The organism is Nocardia blacklockiae (genome assembly GCF_015477355.1).
GTDB classification, from domain to species: Bacteria; Actinomycetota; Actinomycetes; order Mycobacteriales; family Mycobacteriaceae; genus Nocardia; species Nocardia blacklockiae.
The window spans coordinates 264875-285590 of sequence record NZ_JADLRJ010000005.1; the positions used below are offsets into that span (position 1 = coordinate 264875).

Genomic DNA, 20716 nt, shown 5'->3' on the forward strand with positions numbered 1-20716 from the left:
TTCGCGGGCTCGGACCGAATCGTCGGCGGGACTACATTGCCACTTTCTGCTGCCGCTGGGCGCGGAAGAACTCCGCCCAGGACGTCACCTCCGGATGCTGCTTGAGCAGCGCACGCCGCTGCCGCTCGGTCATTCCACCCCACACACCGAACTCCACTCGATTGTCCAGGGCGTCGGCTCCGCACTCCATCAGCACGGGGCAGTGCCGGCAGATCGTCGCCGCCTTGCGCTGCGCCGCGCCGCGGACGAACAGTTGATCGGGATCTACTTCCTTGCATCGGGCCTGGGAAACCCAGGCAATCCTTGCTTCGGCCTGCTCCACGTCCAATCGAGCGATGGGGGTAGTCATATGCATTTGGTGTGCCCCTTTGCAGTCCGAACACCGGGTCAACGGCGCTCCGGAATCGCGTACGGTGCGCAGCAACCCAACCCCACTGCGTCCCGCACCACATTCCACTTTGAGTGTTAGCTCTATCACACTGGGTTCTCAATCTAGGTAAAGGTATGGGGACTGCGCAAGACCGTCCCGAGATTTTTTGGTACGCCCGTCCCTGCAAATGCGACAAAGAACCGGGCAGTCTGCCCAATCAGTGCGACACGCCCGGTCCACCCCCGAAGACGCGCCGCTCTCCCCCCGCGTCTATACCCCTGACAGCACCTCCGGGAACCCCCGACCCCCGATCGTTACGAGACCGCGAACCACCGCCCCCACCCCCACACCAACCCCGGGCCGCCAGGCCCCGAGGCCCCTCACCCACCAAGGTTTTCGGCGCGGCTCGGTTTCGGGGTGTCGCTGCGCCGCGACGAAGGAGCAAGCAGCGACACCCCGAAACCGAGCCACTGAGGCGCCGAAAACCCGCGACGCCGAAGGCGTCGCCAATAACAGAGCCTCTACCCTTGGTGCGTGCCGATCTCACAAACGCTCGCGAGGCTCGCCGGTGCGTGCGTCCTGGCGGCCGTGCTCATCGCCGGGCTGTTGTTCCCGCTCGCCGGTGGTTTCGGGTATGTGTCCAACCGGGCCGCCGACGCCGTGGACAACGTGTCCGCGGAACTGGTCGAGGGCAACGCGCCCGCGGTGTCGACGATGGTGGACGCCGCCGGTAACCCCATCGCCTGGCTGTACGAGCAGCGCCGCTTCGAAGTGCCCAGCGACCGGATCTCCAACGACATGAAGTTGGCGATCGTGTCCATCGAGGACCGCCGGTTCGCCGAGCACGGCGGTGTGGACTGGCAGGGCACGCTGCGCGCGTTCCTGACCAACACCTCGAGCGGCGAGGTGCAGCAGGGCGCGTCGACGCTGGATCAGCAGTACATCAAGAACTTCCAGCTGCTGGTGGTCGCGAAGACCGACGCCGAGCGCCGGGCCGCGATCGAGACGACGCCGGCACGCAAGCTGCGCGAGATCCGGATGGCGCTGACGCTCGAGAAGCAGCTGACCAAGGACGAGATCCTCACCCGGTATCTGAACATCGTCCCGTTCGGCAACGGCTCCTACGGCATTCAGGACGCCGCCCAGACCTACTTCGGCGTGGACGCCAAGGATCTGAAGGTGTCGCAGGCGGCGATGCTGGCGGGCATGGTGCAGAGTTCGTCGAAGCTGAACCCCTACACCAATCCCCAGGGTGTGCTCGATCGCCGGAACACCGTGCTGGAAACCATGATCCAGAACATCCCGAGCCGCGCCGAGGAGTTCCGCGCCGCCAAGACCGAACCGCTGGGCGTGCTGCCGGATCCGAAGGGTCTGCCGCGCGGCTGCATCGCCGCGGGCGACCGCGGTTTCTTCTGCGACTACGCGCTGCAGTACCTGGCCAATTCGGGCATCAGCAAGGAGCAGATCGACAAGGGCGGCTACACGATTCGCACCACCCTGGATCCGGCGGTGCAGAATTCGGTGAAGGCCGCCGTGTCGGGGGTGACCAAGCCGGATCTGGAGGACATCGCGGAGGTCACCAGCATCATCGGCACGGGGCAGGACGCGCATCCGGTGCTGGCGATGGCCTCGAGCAGAACCTACGGCCTCAGCGGCGAGGGTCACGAAACCGTGCAGCCGCAACCGTATTCGCTGGTGGGTGACGGCGCGGGCTCGATCTTCAAGCTGTTCACGACGGCCGCGGCGATGGAGAAGGGGCTGGGTATCGCCGCCCAGCTGGACGTGCCGTCGTTCTTCTCCGCCAAGGGCATGGGTAACAGCGGCACGCCCGGGTGTCCGCCGGAGACGTACTGCGTGAAGAACGTGGGCAACTATCGGTCGCCGATGTCGGTGACCGAGGCGCTGGCGCAGTCGCCGAACACCGCGTTCGTCAAGCTCATTCAGGATGTCGGGGTGACGCCGACGGTCGACATGGCGGTCCGGCTGGGCATGCGGTCCTACGCCGCGGCGGGCACCTCCGGGCACGGCAACCAGAGCCTGGCCGACATGGTCAAGCAGCAGAATCTGGGCTCGTTCACGCTGGGCCCGTTCGCGATCAACCCGCTGGAGCTGTCCAATGTGGCGGCGACGCTGGGTTCGGGGGGCAAGTGGTGCCCGCCGTCGCCGATCCGCGAGGTGATCGACCGCAACGGCAAGCAGGTGCCGCTGACGCAGCCGTCGTGCGAGCAGGTCGTGGAGCCGGGGCTGGCGAACACGCTCGCGAACGCGATGAGCAAGGACAGCATCAGCGGCACCGCGGCCGGTTCGGCGCACGCGGCCGGCTGGACCGCGCCGATGTCGGCGAAGACGGGAACCACCGAGAGCCACCGGTCCTCGGCCTTCCTGGGCTTCACCAACTCGCTGGCCGGGGCGGCCTACATCTACGGCGACTCGCCGACGCCCGGCGAGATCTGCTCGTTCCCGCTGCGCAGCTGCGGCGACGGCAACCTGTACGGCGGTAACGAACCGGCCCGCAGCTGGTTCGACGGCATCAAACCGGTGCTGGATCGCTTCCCGCCGCCGGGCCTGCCGGCGGAGGACGACAAGTACGTGCGGGGTGCCAACAATTCGCAGATCCCCGACGTGGTGGGCATGACCGAGGCCGAGGCGCGCTCGACGCTGATCGGCGCGGGGTTCCAGGTGACGATGGTGACCGTGCCCGCCGCCCCGGCCAAGGGCACCGTCATCGGCACCACGCCGAACGGCTCGGCGATCCCGGGCTCGGTGATCACGGTGAACATCAGCGACGGGACGCTGCGCGAACCGCCGCCGCCCGGCCCGCCCCCGATCCCGAACCTGCCGGGGCTGCCGCCACCACCGCGCCTGCCCCCCATCCCGATTCCGATCCCGATTCCGCGGTGATCCCGGCCGAAAAACATGCCGGGATGACAGAGGCGGGAGAGGCCTGAACCACGAGGGCCCGCTACCTGTTCGGGTAGCGGGCCCTCGTGTGTTCGGTGTCGGCTGCGGGGCTACAGCCTCGCCTTCACCGCCGCGGAGACGCGGGAGCCGTCGGCGCGCCCGGCCGCCAGACCGGTGGCGACCTTCATGACCTGGCCCATCTGGCGCATGCCGGGCCGCTCCCCGAGTTCCTCGGCGACCTGGGCGATGGCGGTGTCGGCGAGGTCGGCCACCTCCGCGTCGGTCAGCGGGGTGGGCAGGTACTCGTGGATGATCTCTTCCTCGGCGCGCTCGTTGGCGGCGAGTTCGCCGCGCCCGGCCTGCTCGTAGACCACGGCGGCCTCGTTGCGCTTCTTGGCCTCCTTGCCGAGCACGGCGAGGACGTCGGCGTCGCTGAGTTCCCGCGCCTGCGGCCCGGCGACCTCGGCGTTCTGGATCGCGGCCAGCAGCATCCGCACGGTGTTGGTGCGCAGCGCGTCCTTGGCCTTCATCGCGGCGGTCAGATCGGTCCGCAGCTTGGCTTTGAGTTCCGACATGCGCTCACGGTAGCCCGCCCGCGAGCGCGGTCACACTCCATTTGCGCCACGCCCGGCCGTGTCCCTGTGCGGAATCACACTCGGTGTTCGTCACACCGGTCGCCTATCCTGAGCGAATGCCCGTCTTCTCGTCCCAGGTACTCCGACGAGCCGCGCTGGGCACCGCCGCAGCAGGTGCCGCCGGGATCGGATACGCCTCGCTGATCGAACGCAATGCCTTCGTGCTGCGGGAGGCGACGCTGCCGGTACTGCAACCGGGCTCGGCGAGCCTGCGGGTACTGCACCTCAGCGACCTACACATGACGCCCGGCCAGCGCCTCAAGCAGGCCTGGGTGCGGGAGCTGGCCCGGCTGGAGCCGGATCTCGTGGTGAACACCGGCGACAATCTCGCCCACCCGCGAGCCGTGCCCGCGGTGGTGCAGTCGCTGTCGGAGCTGCTGGCCCGCCCGGGGATCTTCGTGTTCGGCAGCAACGACTACTTCGCGCCGGTGCCGAAGAACCCGCTGAAGTACTTCGACAAGAACCACAAGCGCGTGCACGGGGCGCCGCTGCCCTGGCAGGACCTGCGCGCGGCGTTCACCGAGCGCGGCTGGCTGGACCTGACCCACGTGCGCCGCGATCTCGAGGTCGCCGGGATCAAGATCTCCACCGCCGGCGTCGACGACCCGCACCTGAAGCGGGACCGCTACGAGACGGTGGCCGGCAGCCCGAACCCGTTGGCGGAGTTGAGCATCGGCCTCACCCACTCCCCCGAGCCGCGGGTGCTGGACCGGTTCGCCACCGACGGTTACGACCTGGTGCTGGCCGGTCACACGCACGGCGGGCAGCTGTGTCTGCCGGGCTTCGGCGCGCTGGTCACCAACTGCGGCATCGACCGCTCCCGGGTGAAGGGCGCCTCCCGCTGGGGCGCGCACACCCGGCTACACGTGTCCGCCGGACTGGGCACCTCGCCCTGGGCGGCCCTACCGGTTCTGCTGCCGTCCCGAGGCGACATTGCTCACTCTGGTCGCGGCTCCGCCCGAACGCCCGATTGCCGACAGCGGCCACGGGGTATCGGAATCGGAGGCGATAGCGCGCTAGGGTGTCGCCGAGGCGGCGGAACATCAGGCAGGGGACGAGGGTTGAACAGCGGTTTCGAGCGACGACCGAACGATCCGACCGCGGCGAGCGGATCCGTCCCGAGTCCCCCGCCACCCGGCGGCCCGCACCCGGCGCCCGACGAGTCGGCGCAGACGGAGGAGTTCCGCCGCACCGACCGGCACGAGACGAGCGCACCGGCGCAGCAGCTGAATTTCGCGGCGGGCGCGCGGCCGTTGGCGTCCGGGGCCGCCGACGCGCTTGCCGCAGAACGCTTTCCCGACTCCGACGCGGTCCCGACGCAGGAATTCGCGTCCACGGTGCCGCACGCCCGGACCGCCGCGCCGACGAATGCCGATGCGGCGCAGGACTTCTCGGATCACGTCAGGTCCGCTCGGCAGGACGCGCCGCCGAGTAGCGGTGCGCCGCAGGGCACGTCGGACCCGATGCCGCTGTGGCAGTCGGCCGCGGCGACGACGCCGCTCATGCAGCAGCAGCGATTACCGACCGGGCCGGGCCCGTCCGCCGCGCCGCGGCCGGAGCAGCCCTGGCAGCTGGGACCGGCGTCGCCGCAAGCGAATTCGTCGTGGAACGGGCCGCAGCATCCGCCGACCTCGACCTACGAGGTGCCGCCGTACCGGCCGGCCGAGGGCGGGGGCAATCGCACGGCATGGGTGTTCGGCGGGATCGGCGCACTCGTGGTGGTGGCGCTGGCCGTGACGGTCGCGTTGATCGTGTCCGGCCGCAACTCGCCCGAGTCCGGCGCACCGGCCGCCGGGCCGTCCATGGTGAGCGCGCTGACCAGCGGCAAAGGCGCACCTCCCACGACGCGCCCGAGTCCGGCGGCTCCCGTACCGAGCGCGGTCGCGCCGCTGGTGCCCGGCTACCAGGTGGTGTCCATCCCGGAGCGGGGTGCGGCCTACGACGTGCCCCAGGACTGGAAGATCGACCCGCTCGGCACGGCCGTGTGGGGCAGCCCGCCCGACAGCGTCGACATCGCGGGGCTGACCCAGGACGGCAAGGACTACTGCCCGAGCTACACCCGCACCAACACCTTCCTCACGATGTCGCCGCAGCGCGATCCGGGCGCCGCGGCCACCGATGTCGGCGCCCGCATGGCCAAGGTCGGCTGGGCCTCGACCGCTGTCACCGCGGGCGCAGTGGAACCGCTCGAGTCGCTCGACGGCCAACTGCACGGCAGCTTCGTCGAAACCACCGGCACCGCACCGCCGCCCGCCCCCGGCTGCGCCGCCACCTTCTCCGTCTACACGTTCGCGTTCCCGAGCGAGAACGGCAGCTTCGTGATGACGATCGCCGCCGACACCGGCGTCGACAAGGCCGTCGACAAGCCGACCGCCAAACGCGTCCTCGCCAGCATCCGCCCCCTGCCGGACCGGTGACCAGCGGATTTAACGCGTGACCGAACCCTGTTGTAAGCTACGACAGGTTCGCTCACGGGGTGTGGCGCAGCTTGGTAGCGCGCCTCGTTCGGGACGAGGAGGTCGCAGGTTCAAATCCTGTCACCCCGACTCGTGTGTGGAGACACGACAGGGCCCTCGATCAGCATTGCTGGTCGGGGGCCTTACTCGTTTTCGGGGGCCGTCTGTTCGCGCCGCTTACGTACGTAGGTGTCGCTGTCTGCGGATGTCGCTCCGGCGTCCGGTCGCCAGAATCGCGCCATGGAGATTTCACAGGCCGTACGGAATCGGAAGCGATGAATTATCCACCGGGACCGCGACATTCGAATCCTGGCGGGCCCATTCCAGGGCCGGTGCCGCCGCGGCAACCGGGATGGGGGCCGCCGCAGCCGCCGCCGCGGTGGCAACCGCCTCGCAAGCCGCGGCGGTCCGCGTGGGGTGTGGTCGTGGCGGTCGCCTGCTGCGTGCTCGCCGTGGTGGCGGTCGTGGTGTTCGCGGTGGTCCGGCAAGCCGTGCGGTCGCCGGGCGACGGGGGCGGTGCGGTCGCCGCCGACAAGACCATCGTGCGGCCGGGCCACGAGAAGGACGGACCCGCGGTGGCGGACGGCGCTCCGCTACACGAGACCGCGAATCCCACCGCGTCGGTGTATCAGGGCACGCCCGTGGTGCAGGCCTGCAATCTGCTGAGCCTCGCGGACCTCGCCCGGCTGGGTATTCCGATCGATGCCAACACCATGCCGAACAGCGTGACCTTCGAGCGCACGTATATCGCCGCCGACGGCGCCGGGCCGCTGGTGCCCGGTCAATTCCGCGCGAAGGCCGCCACGTTCGCGCTCAACAAATGCGACTTCTCCTTCGTCACTCCCCCCGGTGGCACCGGGAACAGGCTGAACATCGCGGTGATGCAGGATGCCTACCAGCCCGGCGTCGGCGAGCAGGACAAATATCCGGGCGCCCAGAAATTCGGCGACGTGAATGTGTCCTCGCACCTGGACGATCTGCCGAACCCGGACGATCGCCGCGGCGGAGTGTCGATGTGGTACCACGGCGTGGTGGTCGATCTCGACGTGTCGCTCACCCCGGACGGCTACGGCTCGAAAATGCACGACATCGCCACCGTGATCGCGAACAATCTGCAAACGCAGGCGACCGCGCCCACCGGCCTCGCGACGCTGTCCTACGACCAGGCGACATTCCCGAAACCGGTCGCGCAACCCTGTCCGCTGCTCACCGCCGACGTCTTCGGAGCGGCCTATCAGGCACCCTTGTCGCCGCTGGTGGTGGAGCAGCCCGCGACGGCGGTCGGAAAGGTCAGCTTCGCCACCGAGGGCGATTCCAACAGCTACAACTATGTCGAGATCAATTGTTCCCGGGGCACCGGTCAAGTGGATCCCGGTGACCGACAGGCGATTTCGCTACAGATCACCAGCTATCTGTCGGAGCAGCCCGCGAAGAACAACTTCGCCTTCGGCCGCGAACACCACAACGGAAAGCCGACCGGCGTGCCGCTCGGCGACGACGCCATGATCCTCGCCGACCCCAGCCTGCCGGGGGCCTATGGTGTATTGCAGATCCGCAAGGGCCGTTTCGTGCTCGAACTCAGCGCCCGGGACGAGAAACATCCGCAGGGGCTGACGCCCGACGAGGCCGCGACGCTGCTCGTCCCGGCAGCCCGGCAGGTGATGCGGAATTTCGGCGATCAGAACTAGCCGCGCCGGGTAGCACCGCGGGCCCGGCGCGTTATCGAGAAGGAATGCTGTTTGCGGCACGAGGAGGGGTGGCCGACCGGCGACGCTGACGCCTTGGTCGGCCGCGAGCCGGAGCTGGACGGGTTGGCGGCGCTGCTGCTGGAGGCAGCGCCCTTGATCACCGTGGTGGGGCCGGGAGGGGCCGGGAAAACCCGGTTGGCCGCCGAGGCCACGCGGCGCTATCGGCGGGCCAGCGGCACGCCGGTGCATTGGATTCGGCTGTCCCGTCTCCCGGCGGCGGCGGACGCCGCGGCCGTCACCGACGAGATGATGCGCGCGGTAGCCGCCGGTGACATCCCTGGCAGTTCGTCTAGGCAGGCGCTGGTTTCGGCGTTCGAGCGCTCGGGTTCCGCGGGCGAGAGCGTTCGCGCGGTGCTGGTTGTGGACAATTGCGAGCACGTGCACGCCGGTGCCGGTTTCGTGGTGGCGCGGCTGCTCGACACGGTTCCGGGATTGACGGTGCTGGCCACCAGCAGACAGCCGCTCGGCGACCCGCGTGAACGGTTGCTGCCCGTGCCGCCGTTGACGCGGGCGCAAGCCGTCACTCTTTTCCGGCGGCGCGCGAGTTTGACGGACACGGTCATCGCCGACGACCAAGTGCCGATCGTCGAATCGATCTGCCGGCGGGTGAACAATCAACCGCTGCACATCCGATTGGCGGCGGCCAGGGTGCGGTACCAGCCGCTGCGCGCGATTCTCGCCGACCTCAGCGGAACCGCCACCGATCGCCGCCTGCGCTGGCCGCGCGGTCCGCGTGGCGGGGTCGAGGCGCGGCATCACAGCATGGCGGATGTCATCGCGTGGTCTTTCGAATTGTGCGGGGAGAAAGAGCGCCTGCTGTTCGAGCGGATGTCGATCTTCGCCGCGGGATACGACAACAACTCCGCCGAGGAATCGAAAACGGACGTCGGGTGCCACGCAGGCGTGACAGCGGCCGCGATACGAGCCGTCTGCGGCGGCAGCGACAGTGCGGGAGCCGTCCTGAACCCGGACGAGATCGAGCCGCTGCTGGAACTGCTGAGCGATCGGTCCCTGGTATCCGTCGACACGTCGACGGCCGCGCGCCGCTATTGGCTGTCCGATAATTTTCGGGTCTTCGCCGCGGAACGACTTCGCGAACGGGACCGTGCCGAACCGACGCGGTTGTCCGGCGCATACTGCCGCTACTACCGCGACAAAGTCGCCGAGGCCGTATCCGCCTGGCGGGAAACGCCCGACCGCCGGCTGCTGGATTGGGCGTCAGACGAATGGGACAACCTGCTCTCGGTGCTCGAAATCAGTCTGGCCGCACCGGATCGAGCGGTGATCGGACTGGAGATCGCGACCGGCTTGTTCGCGCTCAATGTGCCGTTCTTCAACGGCCGGACGCGCGATGCCTGCCGATGGGCCGAACGCACCCTGGCAGCCACCCGTGACGCGGATCCGAAGCCCGTGGACCTGCAAATCGCCGCGATGGGTTTGATCGCGCGGATCAAGCTCTCCGAGGGGCGACCCGACGAGGCGCGCCGGCTGGTGAAATCCGGAATGGAGCTGAGCCGAGTGGCCGCCGCCGATCGCATCGCCTGGCGCGAGCATCCGGACCGAGACGTCGGACTACCGGCGACGCTCGAATTCGCCACGGGCGCCTTGCTCATGTTCGAACACGAGGATTCCGGCGCGGTCGATGCGCTCCGCCGGGCGAGTGCGAAATTCGCGAGAGCGCAGAACCGTGGCGGCAGTGCGGTCGCCGAAGGTTTCGCCGTGCTGGCCGCCGCGCTGCTGAAACCTCCGGATCAGGCACTCGACATCACCGGGCGCCACCTGGCGGGCACCGGACGTGCGGGCGACAACGGCGTGCGGGCGTGGGCGGAAACGGCCTCCGCGATCGCCCGGATCAGATACGGAAATCCGCGCTCCGCCTTGGCTGTCGGGCGTGAATCACTGCGGAGAATGCTCGATACGCGGGATACCTGGGGCGCACTGTGGGCCGCGCACGTGTGCGTGTGGGCGCTGGCCCACGAGACGGTCGGCGCGAGAACCGGAAGACGCGAGCCGACACGACGCGCGCCCGAGGTAGCGCGTTTGCTCGGCGGGTTGGCGGCAGTGCGCGAGCGACTCGGAACAGATATCACGACCCTGCGCCCGTTCGCGTCCGAGACGGCCCGCGCCGACGAGGCCGTCCGCACCGCCCTCGGCCGGCGACTGTTCGACGCGGCCCGCGGCGACGGCACCGGACTCCGACCGGCACTGCCCGAACTGTGCGAGTGGATCCTCGCCGTCTCGGCACCGGATTGGTCACCCCCGGCCGATCCGCACCGCCGCGACAAGGCCTCGTCGTGGCAACGGCTGTCCGCCGCCGAAATCGACGTCGCCGCCCTGGCCGCGGCGGGCTGGACCAACACGGCCATAGCCCGGCAGCGGGGCAGCTCCCGCCGCACCGTCGAAACCCAGATCGCGAACATTCTGAACAAGCTGACAATCGGATCCCGCACGGAGATACGCTCGGCGCTTCCGCCCGAATACCGCCGAATAATCGACACGGACGCCTAGGCGAATAGCAGCGGCAGATCGACTGAAACGCTTCCCGGGCAATAGCTTCCGCCTGCTCAGTCGCCCGTTTCGATCAGTGCGACGGCGACGGGGACGAGGAGGTCGGTGAGGTCGGAGACGGGTGGGCGGGGGTCCATGAGGAGCCATTCATGGGCGAGGCCGTTGACCGCGCCGATGAGGGTGCTGGCGGCCAAGGCTCGGGAGCCGCGTATCCGGGCGTTCGGGCCGGCGACGGGGGCGACGGCGAGTTCGACCAGTTGGGCCCAGACGTGGCGGCGGGCGCGGCGGTGCCGCTCCATGCGCTCGCTCACGCCGACCACCTCGATGAAGGCGACCTTCGCGCGATACGGGTCGGAGTCGATGGACTCGAGGTAGGCGGTGAGCACGACGGTGAGGGCCGCGCGGGCATCGGTCTCCGCGCCGGCCGCGGCCAATGCCCGGGTGACCGCCGCGGCGGCCTCGTCCTGGATGCGGTCGTAGGCCGCGGCGAGCACGTCCTCGCGCGTCTCGAACTCTTCGTAGAACTGCCGCTTGGACAGGCCCGCGCCCGCACACACGTCGGCGAGCGAGCAGCCCGCGTAGCCGCGCTCGGCGAACAGCCGGGTCGCGGCGCGCAGAAATCGTTCGCGCCGTTCGGCTTTGCGATCGGCGACCGCGCGCCCGCCGTACTGCCGCTCCACGATTGTCACCGCACCACGGTAGCGCGGCCGGGTGACACGGCGAGCAGCGCGAATTCGCGGCGGTCCGGAGACGCGCGGCACTCCGGCGAAAGTCTTGCGACGGCGATCACAGCTGTGCCATAGTTCCAGCCTATGTGAACCTATACGGTCTCACATAGACGAAGGAGTCGAATTGACCGAGCCGAGAGCGGGCCGCGCCCGCCGGTGGGCGGCGCTGGCGGCCACGACGGTGGCGCTCGCGACGCCGCCGATCGCCGCCGCGACCGCCGATCCCCCACCCGCCCCCGCAGCGCCGGTCGCGCCGGCCGCGCCGATTCCCCTGCCGCCCGAGCTGGATCCGGGTTTCTATCACCCGCCCGCCGAGGTGGTCGCGGCCAAGGCGCCGGGCGAGGTCATCGCCGCCCGGCAGGTCAACGTGGCGAATTTCGGCCTGATTCCGGTCAATGTCGACGCCTGGCAGCTGTCGTATCGGTCCAACGACAGTCGCGACGCGCCGATCGCCGCGGTGACGACGGTATTGAAACCGCGCGGTTCCGCACCCGACAAGGTGCTGTCGGTGCAGATCGCCGCGGACTCCCTGGGGCAGTACTGTTCGCCGTCCTACGCCGTGCAGCAGTGGTCGGTGGCGCCGTTCGTCGGCCAGATCACCGCGCCCGCGGAGTTCGTCATCGCGCAGGGCGCGATCCAGCAGGGCTGGAGTGTGGTGATCCCGGATCACCAAGGTCCGAACCAGGCCTACGCGGCCGGACCGCTGGCGGGCCGGATCACCCTGGACGGCATTCGCGCCGCCCGCGATTTCGAGCCCATGCGCATCACCCCCGACGCCCGCATCGGCCTGTACGGCTACTCCGGCGGCGCGATCGCCACGGGCCATGCCGCCGAGCTGAAGCAGTCCTACGCACCGGAACTGAATATCGTCGGAGCCGCCGAGGGCGGGGTTCCGGCGGACCTGGGCGTGGTGCTCGACGTGGCCAACGGCCAGGCCACCGCGGGCCTGGTTCTCGGTGCGGTGCAAGGTCTTTCGCGGGAGTACCCGGATTTCGCGAAGTTCCTCGACGAGCGGATGGACCTGGTCGGCCGGACCGTCAAGACGATTCAGAGCGGGCTGTGCGTGCAGTACATCTCGTCGTTCCCGTTCCTGAATCTCAAAGGTATGCTGCGGGTTCCGGGCGACCCGATGCAGGAACCCGCGGTGCGGGACGTGATCGACCGGACCCGCATGGGCCAGGCCGTGCCCGACATGCCGATGTACATCTGGCAGGGCAACCCCGACGAGATCATCCCCGTCGGCCAGGTGAACACACTGGTGGACACCTACTGCCGCAATCCCGACGCCGATGTGCAGTACACCCGCGAGCACCTCGCCGAGCACGTGGCCACCGAAATCTCCGGTGCCGCACCGGCGCTGCTGTGGATGAAGGACCGGCTCGACGGCCTCCCCGCCACGTCCGGCTGCCACACCGCCGAGGCGGGCTGGCTGGCCTTGGACCCCGAGGGCGCGCAGCTGCTGGCCACCACGTTCGGCGAGACGTTCGCGTCGTTCTTCGGCAAGCCGATCGGCGTGAAGTAACCGCGGCGGCCCGGACCCGAAAGTGTCCGGGCCGCAACCGGTTCAGCGAATTCGCAACCGCCGCATCAGCCGCAACGTCAGCTTCGTGGTCTTCAACTGCTTGGCGTACGGCATGGCCGCCCGGGCCGCGAGCACCTGCTTCTTCTGCACACCGATATTGATCGTGTCGGTGTACTTCAGCAATCCCGCCTCGCCGTGCCGCGTGCCGACACCCGACTGCTTCACCCCGCCCGACGGCGTGCCCTTCGCCGAATAGGTGGCGACGAAGCCGTCGTTGATATTGATGTTGCCGGCCTCCAGCAGATCGGCAATCCGTCTGGCGCGGGCCAGGTTCCGGCTCCACACGCTCGCGTTGAGACCGTAGGTGGTGGCGTTGGCCTGCCGGATCGCCTCCTGCTCGTCGGTGCAGCGGTACACCGTGACGACCGGGCCGAAGGTCTCCAGGGTGGCGTGCGCCATCTCGGAGGTGACGCCGGTGAGCACCGTCGGCTCGTAGAACGCCGGGCCGAGATCCGGGCGCCGCTTGCCGCCGGTCAGCACGGTGGCACCCTTGGCGCGGGCGTCCTCCACGTGCGCGGCCACCCGTTCCATGTGGTCCACCGACACCAGCGAACCGAATTCGGGCTCGTAGTCGTAGGCCGCGCCCGCCTTGGCGCCCAATTCCTCGGTGGCGGCGACGAATCGGCGCACGAACTCGTCGTACAGCCGATCGTGGACATAGATCCGTTCGATGTGCATGCACGCCTGCCCCGAATTGCCGTACACGGCGAACACGGCGCTGGGGATCACCTCGTCGAGGTCGGCGTCGTCGAGCACGAGCATCGGATTCTTGCCGCCCAGCTCCAGGCTGCAACCGATCAGGTGCCGTCCGGCCAGCTCGCCGATGGTGCGCCCGGTGGCCGTGGAGCCGGTGAACATGACGTAGTCGGAGTTCTCGATCAGCGTCGGGCCCACGTCCGGCCCGCTGCCGCAGACCACCTGCACCAGGCCTTTCGGCAGCCCGGCCCGCTCCAGCAGCTCGACCCCGTACAGCGTGCACAGCGCGGTCTTGTTGTCCGGCTTCAGCACCACGCCGTTGCCGGCGATCAGGGCGGGCACCGAATCCGACATCGAGATGGCGAACGGGAAATTCCACGGGGCGATGACCGCGACGACGCCCTTGGGCCGGTGCTGCTCGGTGGAGGTGGTGATGATCGGCATCGCGCCGCCGCGCCGGGTCGGTTTCAGGGTCCGCTCGGCCGTCTTGAGGTAGTGGCTGATCACCATGGGCGGATCGCACGACTCCTCGATCGCCATCCGCCGGGTCTTCCCGCAGCCGATCTGGATCAGGTCGGCGATGGTCTCCAGCTCGGACAGGATCAGCTCGTGCGCCCGCTCGAACACGGCCAGCCGCTTCGACACCGGCAATCGCGCCCAATCACGCTGCGCGGCACGGGCATTCGCGGCCGCGGCGGTCACGTCCGCGGGCGCGGACTGCGGCAGCTCCCCCACCACGGCCCCGGTGTAGACCTCGATCATCTCGTACGGTTCGCGCTTGTCGCCGGCGGTGCCCGCGGTCACCCTCGCGGTCAACCGGTCGATGAGCGTCGAGGTGATCCGCGGCGGCAGCGTGGACGCGCCGCTGTGCGTGGTTGTCTCCATCGAATCTCCCTAACTTGCCGTCGCGTGACGGCGGTCACCAGGCTCCAAACTAGAACACGTTATTGTCATGGACAACGGCGCGGGGTAACTTCGACCGCAATACGCAGGTAATGCCCGGAGGAAAGAGGGTCGGCGATGACGACGGCAGCCACTGAAACAAGTAGCAATACAGAACCGCACGCGCTGATCGAGCGCCGCGGCCACACGCTCATCGTCACCATGAACCGCCCCAAGGTCCGCAATGCCCTCTCCGGCGAGATGCTGGAGTTGATGGCGCAGGCCTGGGACACCGTCGACAACGACCCGGAGATCCGCTCCTGCGTGCTCACCGGCGCGGGCGGCGCTTTCTGCGCGGGCGCGGATCTGAAGGCGATGACCAAGCAGAGCCCCGGCGACAACATGAGCGAGGGCGGCAAGTTCGACCCCAGCTACCTGCCCGGCCTGCTCAAGGGCCGCCGCCTCACAAAGCCGCTGATCGCCGCGGTCGAGGGCGCGGCCATCGCCGGCGGCACGGAGATCCTGCAGGGCACCGACATCCGCGTCGCCGGCGAGAGCGCGAAATTCGGTGTCTCCGAGGCTCGCTGGAGCCTGTTCCCGATGGGCGGCTCCGCGGTCCGGCTGCCCCGGCAGATCCCCTACACCGTCGCCGCCGAGATCCTGCTGACCGGCCGCCACCTGAAAGCCGCCGAGGCCAAGGAGATCGGCCTGATCGGCCATGTCGTCCCCGACGGCACCGCGCTGGACAAGGCCCTGGAGATCGCCGAGCTCATCAACGCCAACGGCCCGCTGGCGGTACAGGCCATCCTGAAGACCATGCGCGACACCGAGGGCCTGCACGAGGAGGACGCCTTCAAGATCGACGCCAAGCTCGGCCTGGCGGTGTTCCGCAGCGAGGACGCCAAGGAGGGCCCGCGGGCGTTCGCCGAGAAGCGCAAGCCGGAGTTCAAGGGCCGCTGAGGCGCGCGGCGGGCCGCCCGGCATCGCGGCCCGCCTACAGGTCCGGTTTGACCATACGAGCGATCTGCTTGCGCAGCAGATTCGGCGCGAAGCGGCGGGCCAGCACCAGCGGCCGCGCCGGGCCCGGGAAGACGAACAGCGGGGCCTTCGGATTCGCGACCGCCTTCTCCAGCGCGTCCACGATCTTCTCCGGCGCGACGCCGCGGCTCCCGCCCAGGATGCCGGGGTCGACGGCCCGAATCCCGTCCAGGAACGGCGTTTCCACGTGCGGCGGGCAGATCGCGATCAGCCGCACGCCCGTCCCCGCCAGCTCCAGCGACAGCGCCTCGGCGTAGCAGACCACCGCGAACTTCGAGGCGGAGTAGGCCGCCAGTCCGGGCGAGGGCAGCCAGCCCGCGACCGACGCGAACAGCACGACGGTCCCCGCCCCGGCGTCGCGCATGCCGGGGATCACGGCCTGGCAGATGTTCACGGTGCCGACGTAGTTGACGTCCATCACCCGGCGGATCTCCGAAACATCCTGCGACAGTGTGGATCCCACCCGGCACAACGCGGCGGCGTGCACCAGGTGGTCGATCGGCCCGAGGTCGGCGCGCACCGTTTTCACCAGCGCCGCGACCGCCTCGGTGTCGGAGACGTCGCAGGTGTAGGTGGTGGTGTTCGGGGAGCGCCGGGCGGTGTCGGCGAGCCCGGACTCGTCGAGGTCGACCGCCGCGACGCGGTAGCCGGCCGCCGCCAGGCGCTGGGCGACCATGCGGCCCATGCCGCTGGCGGCCCCAGTCACCAGTGCCGTCTTGTTCATCGTGTCTCCCGGTGGGTGGTCATCGGATCTCCGTGGCGTCCTCGAACGCCATGCGCAGCGCGCCGATGTGGCTGGTGAACAGCGCGCGGGCGGGGAGGCCGAGGGCACGCAGTTCGTTCGCGATCGGATGGTCGCCCAGCTCGATTCGGCTGCCGCCCAGCCGCATTCGAACCCGCGCCGGTTCCATCAGCCAGGGTGTGCCGCGCAGCACGCCGTCGCGGTAGGTATAGGTCCGCATCGCGGCGCCGCCCAGGTTCGCGGGTGCGGGCACGCCCCCGGCGGTGTCGAGCGCGAGCACGAGTCGGTCGTCGAGCCGCACCTCGCAGCGCCTGCCGCGGCCCCGGCGCTCGATCCGGATGTCGGCGATCTCCTTCGGGAATCCCCAGAGTTCGCGGCCGACGGCGCAGGTGAAGGTCTGGTTCACCGGCAGCCAGCGAATGTAGGCCCCGGTGCTGCCGCGGCGACCGGGCAAGCGGGCGAGCAGCGCGTACGCGAATTCGTGGTAGGGACCGAGGTCGGTGTCCAGATGCCGGACGAAGGCCAGTGCGCACAGCGCCCGGCCCGCGACCCGGACCGGTTCCAGGCCCGTGCCCGCCAGCACGCTCCGCGCGACCGCCGAGTCGACCGGGAACAGGCTGGAGGACGCCTCCGCCTGCCGGACCTCGACGGGGACCCGGATCTGCTCGCCGAGTATCGAGTGCACCTGCGCCACCTTCCGATTAGAACACGTTCTACCGTGCCTCGGTCGCGCATTCGGCGGGCCGGATTCGGCCGATCCGTCTCACTGGGCGGGAGCCGCGCGGCGGCTACGACTCGTCGACGATCGAGAGCGCCTGGGTCGGGCAGTAGCGCACGGCGGCGCGGACGCCCTCCGGGTCCGCGCCCGGATCGGTGGTCAGCAACTCCACCGTGCCGTGTTTCGGGACGCGGAACACCTCGGGCGCCTCGTCCTGGCAGACGGCATGGCCCTGGCACAGATCCGGATCGAACTCGATGCGCGTCATCGTCGCTCCACGGTCACCGGGAGGTGCGCGAAGCCGCGCACGTTGGTGGAATGCACGCGCTGGATGCCGGTTTCGTCGATGCCGTACGCGCGCACTCGATTCGCGAACTCCCCCAGCGCGATTCCCGCCTCCAGCCGGGCGAGGTGCGCGCCGAGGCAGAAGTGCACGCCGCGCCCGAAGCTGAGCAGCCCGCCCTTGTCGCCCCGCTCGATGTCGTAGGTGTCGGGGTCGGCGAACACCTCGTCGTCCCGGTTCGCCGAGCCGACCAGCAGCAACACCTTGTCCCCGGCGGGGATGGTGCCGCCGTGCAGGTCCAGATCCGCCGTGGCGGTGCGGGCCAGGATCTGACTGGAGGTGTCGTAGCGCAGCGTCTCCTCCACCCAGTCGCCGACCAGTTCGGTGTTGCCCGCGACCTTCGCGTACTGTGCGGGATCGATTGCGGCCCAATACAACGCGTTGCCGAGCAGCTTGGTGGTGGTCTCGTTGCCGGCCACCACCATCAGGAACATGAACCCGATGATCTCCTCGTCGGTGAGCTTGTCGCCGTCGAGTTCGGCGTCCAGCAGCGCGGAGGTCAGGTCGTCGGTGCGGGACCGGCGCCGCTGGGCGAGCATGTCGGCGTAGTAGCCGACCAGTTCCAGCGAGGCCTCCATCGCGGGCACCGGCACGTCGAGCACGCCGTCCTCGCGGTGCATCACCAGGTCCGCCAACCGGCGGATCTCGGCGCGGTCCGGCGCGGGGACGCCCATCATGTCGGAGATGACGTCCATCGGCAGCTTGCCGGCGAAATCCTCGATCCAGTCGAAACTTTCGCGTTCCAGCGCGGGCTCGAGATGCTGCCGGGTGAGCGCCCGGATGCTGTCGGCCATGCCGGTGACCCGGCGCGGCGTGAAGCCCTTGAAGACCAGCTGGCGCATGCGCAGGTGCCGGGGGTCGTCCATCGCCAGGAACGACATCGTCTTGTGGGCGTGCGGACCCCAGGCCGCCGGATCCAGCGAGACCCCGTTGGCGCTCGACAGCTGCGTGCTGTTGCGGAACCCGGCACCCACGTCGGCGTGCCGCGACAAGGCCCAGAAGCCCAGTGTCGCATTGTGATACAGCGGAGCCTCGGCCCGCAGTCGCCGGTAGACCGGGTACGGATCCTCGTGCAGGGCGTAGTCGTAGGGATCGAATGTGAGCGGTTCCAGATGCGCCGCGGTCATCGCCACCACCCCACCTTCGAGAACGAGTTCGACCGCGCGCGGCGGGTGCGGGCCGCCGCGAGAGACACATAGCTGGACATGTGTCTGGACGGTACCATCACCGGCGCGGACCGACAACGACGCAGCCTCGCCGCCGAGTCGGCGGTACGGTTCGGAGCGAGGCCATAATTGAAACAGGTTCTTGCGGCGGACCGTGCCACGAACCTATAGTCCGTACACGTGTCCAGACAGCGGGGAGCAACCGGATGAGCAAGCTCGTCACCACCGGCGGCCCGCTGCCCGCGCGCGGGGGCAAACAGGTGTGGCACAGCGGCCGGCGACCTTGCTGAGGAGAACGATGAGCACCGAACCCACCGGCGAATCGGCGGCCGAACGCCGTCGGCGCGGCCTGCGGAAGATGTCCGAGGTCTACGGCTGGGAGTTCGCCGACGGTCCCGGCGAGCACTTCGCCGTGACCGCCGACCACCTGTTCGCCGACATCTGGTCGCGGCCGGAACTGTCCGTGCGCGACCGGCGGCTGCTGCTGCTCGGCGCGCTCACCGCGCAGGGCCTGTTCGACGTCGCGGAGATCCAGATCGGCGCCGCCCTGCGCAACGAGGAACTCACCGCCGACCAGCTGCGCGAGATCGCGCTGTTCCTCTGCCACTACGTGGGCTGGCCGTCGGGCACCGCGCTGGACGGCGTCGTGGGCAAGGTCGTCGCACAGCACCAGAAGTCCGAGAAGTGAGGAAGACCACACGATGACCGAGACACCAAGCCTGCGCCCGGCGCGCGCCGCCGCGATCACCGAGTGGGACCTCGAGGCCGACGTGGTGATCGCCGGCTACGGTGTCGCGGGCGCCGCCGCCGCCATCGAGGCCGCGCGCGCGGGCGCGGAGGTGCTGGTGCTCGAGCGCACCGGCGGCTGGGGCGGCGCGGCCGCGCAGGCCGGCGGTTTCATCTACCTCGGCGGCGGGACGCCGCTGCAACGCGCGCTCGGCTTCGACGACACTCCCGAGAACATGGAGAAGTTCCTGGTGGCCGCGCTCGGCCCGGGCGTGAACAAGGCCAAGATCCACGACTACTGCCAGGGCAGCGTGGCGCACTACGAGTGGCTGGTGGCCCAGGGCGTGCCGTTCAAGAAGGAGTTCTGGGGCGAGCCCGGCTGGGAGCCGCCGCACGACGAGGGCCTGATGTACTCCGGCGGCGAGAACGCCGCGCCCTTCCTCGATCTGGTCCCGCCCGCGCCGCGCGGGCACGTGCCACAGATGGCGAACAAGCGCACCGGCGCGAAGGGCGGCGGCTACATGCTGATGAAGCCGCTCACCGACACGGCCGAATCCCTCGGTGTGCGAGCCGAATACGACCTGCGCATCCAGCGGCTGGTGGTCGACGACGACGATCGGGTGGTCGGCCTCGTCGCCAAGCGCTACGGCAAGCAGCTGACCGTGCGGGCCCGGCGCGGCGTGGTGCTGGCCACCGGCAGCTTCGCCTACCAGCAGCAGATGATCGAGGGCTATGCCCCGCGGCTGATCGGGCGGCCCGGCGCCGCCATCGAGGAGCACGACGGCATCGGCATCCGTCTCGCCCAGGCGCTCGGCGCGGACCTCGCGCACATGGACGCCACCGAGGTCGCCTTCTTCGGCGACCCGCAGCGGATGGCGCGCGGCATCCTCGTCAACGGCCGCGGCCAGCGCTACATCGCCGAGGACACCTACCCGGGCCGCATCGGCCAGGCGACGCTGTTGCAGCAGGAGAACCAGGCCTACCTGATCCTCGACGAACAGGCGCTCGAGGCGGCCGACGCGACCGAGACCTCCACGCCGTTCTTCCGCCAGCCCCCGACCTGGGTGGCGGAGTCGATCGAGGAACTCGAGGCCGAGATGGGCCTGCCCACGGGCGCTCTGCAGACCACGGTCGAGGTCTACAACCGGCACGCCGAGGACAGCGTCGACCCGCTGCTGGGCAAGAAGCCGGAGTGGGTGAAGGCGATCGGCACTCCGCTGGCGGGTTACGACCTGCGCGGCATGACCGCCGGATTCACCCTCGGCGGCCTGCGCACCGACCTCGACTCCCGAGTACTGCACGTCTCCGGCGAACCGATCGCCGGACTGTACGCCGCGGGCCGCTGCACCTCCGGCATCTGCGCCGGCGGCTACGCCAGTGGCGCGTCCCTCGGCGACGGCAGCTTCTACGGCCGCCGCGCGGGACAGGCCGCAGCCACCGGCGAAGCCCCGCACTCCCCTGCGGCGAACTGAAAGGA

General features: G+C 69.6%; 16 protein-coding genes, 1 tRNA gene and 1 pseudogene. 10 read left to right on the top strand and 8 right to left on the bottom strand.

Annotation, left to right across the window (positions count from 1 at the left end; translation table 11 throughout):
• Positions 1-31: 31 nt before the first annotated feature.
• Entirely contained in the window at positions 32-355 is a 324-nt protein-coding gene (locus IU476_RS17495; protein ID WP_024800988.1) for a WhiB family transcriptional regulator, read from the bottom strand.
• A 549-nt stretch (positions 356-904) separates the two neighbouring features.
• Here IU476_RS17495 and IU476_RS17500 point away from each other — a divergent pair.
• Positions 905-3271, top strand: coding sequence for a penicillin-binding protein (locus IU476_RS17500; RefSeq protein ID WP_195101416.1), 2367 nt, complete (start codon positions 905-907; stop codon positions 3269-3271).
• 110 nt (positions 3272-3381) lie between these two features.
• Here IU476_RS17500 and IU476_RS17505 read toward each other — a convergent pair whose 3' ends face one another.
• A complete protein-coding gene (locus IU476_RS17505) occupies positions 3382-3846 on the bottom strand; it encodes a GatB/YqeY domain-containing protein (protein WP_195101419.1) in 465 nt (154 codons plus the stop codon).
• A 116-nt stretch (positions 3847-3962) separates the two neighbouring features.
• Here IU476_RS17505 and IU476_RS17510 point away from each other — a divergent pair.
• The 5 genes and pseudogenes from IU476_RS17510 (at position 3963) to IU476_RS17530 (ending at position 10618) form a co-directional block, all read left to right on the top strand.
• Positions 3963-4926 (top strand): annotated as a pseudogene (locus IU476_RS17510) (metallophosphoesterase).
• Positions 4839-6323, top strand: a complete 1485-nt coding sequence (locus IU476_RS17515) for a DUF8017 domain-containing protein (protein WP_500048429.1) — start codon at positions 4839-4841, stop codon at positions 6321-6323. The pseudogene IU476_RS17510 and the gene IU476_RS17515 overlap by 88 nt, the downstream one beginning before the upstream one ends.
• A gap of 55 nt (positions 6324-6378) precedes the next feature.
• Positions 6379-6452 (top strand) — tRNA-Pro (locus IU476_RS17520).
• A gap of 335 nt (positions 6453-6787) precedes the next feature.
• Positions 6788-8050: a hypothetical protein gene (locus IU476_RS17525; RefSeq protein ID WP_195101422.1), complete on the top strand. Its 1263-nt coding sequence runs from the start codon at positions 6788-6790 to the stop codon at positions 8048-8050.
• 51 nt (positions 8051-8101) lie between these two features.
• Complete coding sequence (locus tag IU476_RS17530) at positions 8102-10618, top strand: ATP-binding protein (RefSeq protein ID WP_195101424.1); 2517 nt, start codon at positions 8102-8104, stop codon at positions 10616-10618.
• 56 nt (positions 10619-10674) lie between these two features.
• Here IU476_RS17530 and IU476_RS17535 read toward each other — a convergent pair whose 3' ends face one another.
• Positions 10675-11307 carry a TetR/AcrR family transcriptional regulator gene (locus tag IU476_RS17535; protein ID WP_195101425.1) on the bottom strand — a complete coding sequence of 211 codons (633 nt, stop codon included), beginning with the start codon at positions 11305-11307 and terminating at the stop codon, positions 10675-10677.
• 163 nt (positions 11308-11470) lie between these two features.
• On the opposite strand from IU476_RS17535, the gene IU476_RS17540 reads away from it, so the two are divergent.
• On the top strand, positions 11471-12868 hold the full coding sequence (locus IU476_RS17540; protein WP_438944026.1) for a lipase family protein: 1398 nt from the start codon (positions 11471-11473) through the stop codon (positions 12866-12868).
• Between the two features lie 42 nt (positions 12869-12910).
• Here IU476_RS17540 and IU476_RS17545 read toward each other — a convergent pair whose 3' ends face one another.
• Positions 12911-14509, bottom strand: a complete 1599-nt coding sequence (locus IU476_RS17545; protein WP_195101426.1) for a succinic semialdehyde dehydrogenase — start codon at positions 14507-14509, stop codon at positions 12911-12913.
• A gap of 135 nt (positions 14510-14644) precedes the next feature.
• Between IU476_RS17545 and IU476_RS17550 the strand changes: the two genes are divergently transcribed.
• Positions 14645-15466: a crotonase/enoyl-CoA hydratase family protein gene (locus IU476_RS17550; RefSeq protein WP_195101427.1), complete on the top strand. Its 822-nt coding sequence runs from the start codon at positions 14645-14647 to the stop codon at positions 15464-15466.
• 34 nt (positions 15467-15500) lie between these two features.
• Here the strand turns inward: IU476_RS17550 and IU476_RS17555 are convergent, their stop codons facing one another.
• The 4 genes from IU476_RS17555 to IU476_RS17570 all read right to left on the bottom strand — a co-directional run bounded on the left by IU476_RS17555 (position 15501) and on the right by IU476_RS17570 (position 18474).
• On the bottom strand, positions 15501-16268 hold the full coding sequence (locus IU476_RS17555; RefSeq protein WP_195101428.1) for an SDR family NAD(P)-dependent oxidoreductase: 768 nt from the start codon (positions 16266-16268) through the stop codon (positions 15501-15503).
• A gap of 19 nt (positions 16269-16287) precedes the next feature.
• A complete protein-coding gene (locus IU476_RS17560) occupies positions 16288-16971 on the bottom strand; it encodes an acetoacetate decarboxylase family protein (protein ID WP_195101429.1) in 684 nt (227 codons plus the stop codon).
• A 103-nt stretch (positions 16972-17074) separates the two neighbouring features.
• Positions 17075-17272 carry a ferredoxin gene (locus IU476_RS17565; protein WP_195101430.1) on the bottom strand — a complete coding sequence of 66 codons (198 nt, stop codon included), beginning with the start codon at positions 17270-17272 and terminating at the stop codon, positions 17075-17077.
• Positions 17269-18474: a cytochrome P450 gene (locus tag IU476_RS17570; protein ID WP_195101431.1), complete on the bottom strand. Its 1206-nt coding sequence runs from the start codon at positions 18472-18474 to the stop codon at positions 17269-17271. The genes IU476_RS17565 and IU476_RS17570 overlap by 4 nt, the downstream gene beginning before the upstream one ends.
• A gap of 337 nt (positions 18475-18811) precedes the next feature.
• On the opposite strand from IU476_RS17570, the gene IU476_RS17575 reads away from it, so the two are divergent.
• Entirely contained in the window at positions 18812-19201 is a 390-nt protein-coding gene (locus IU476_RS17575; protein ID WP_195101434.1) for a carboxymuconolactone decarboxylase family protein, read from the top strand.
• Positions 19202-19214: 13 nt separating this feature from the next.
• Positions 19215-20711 carry an FAD-dependent oxidoreductase gene (locus IU476_RS17580; protein WP_195101436.1) on the top strand — a complete coding sequence of 499 codons (1497 nt, stop codon included), beginning with the start codon at positions 19215-19217 and terminating at the stop codon, positions 20709-20711.
• Positions 20712-20716: the final 5 nt, after the last annotated feature.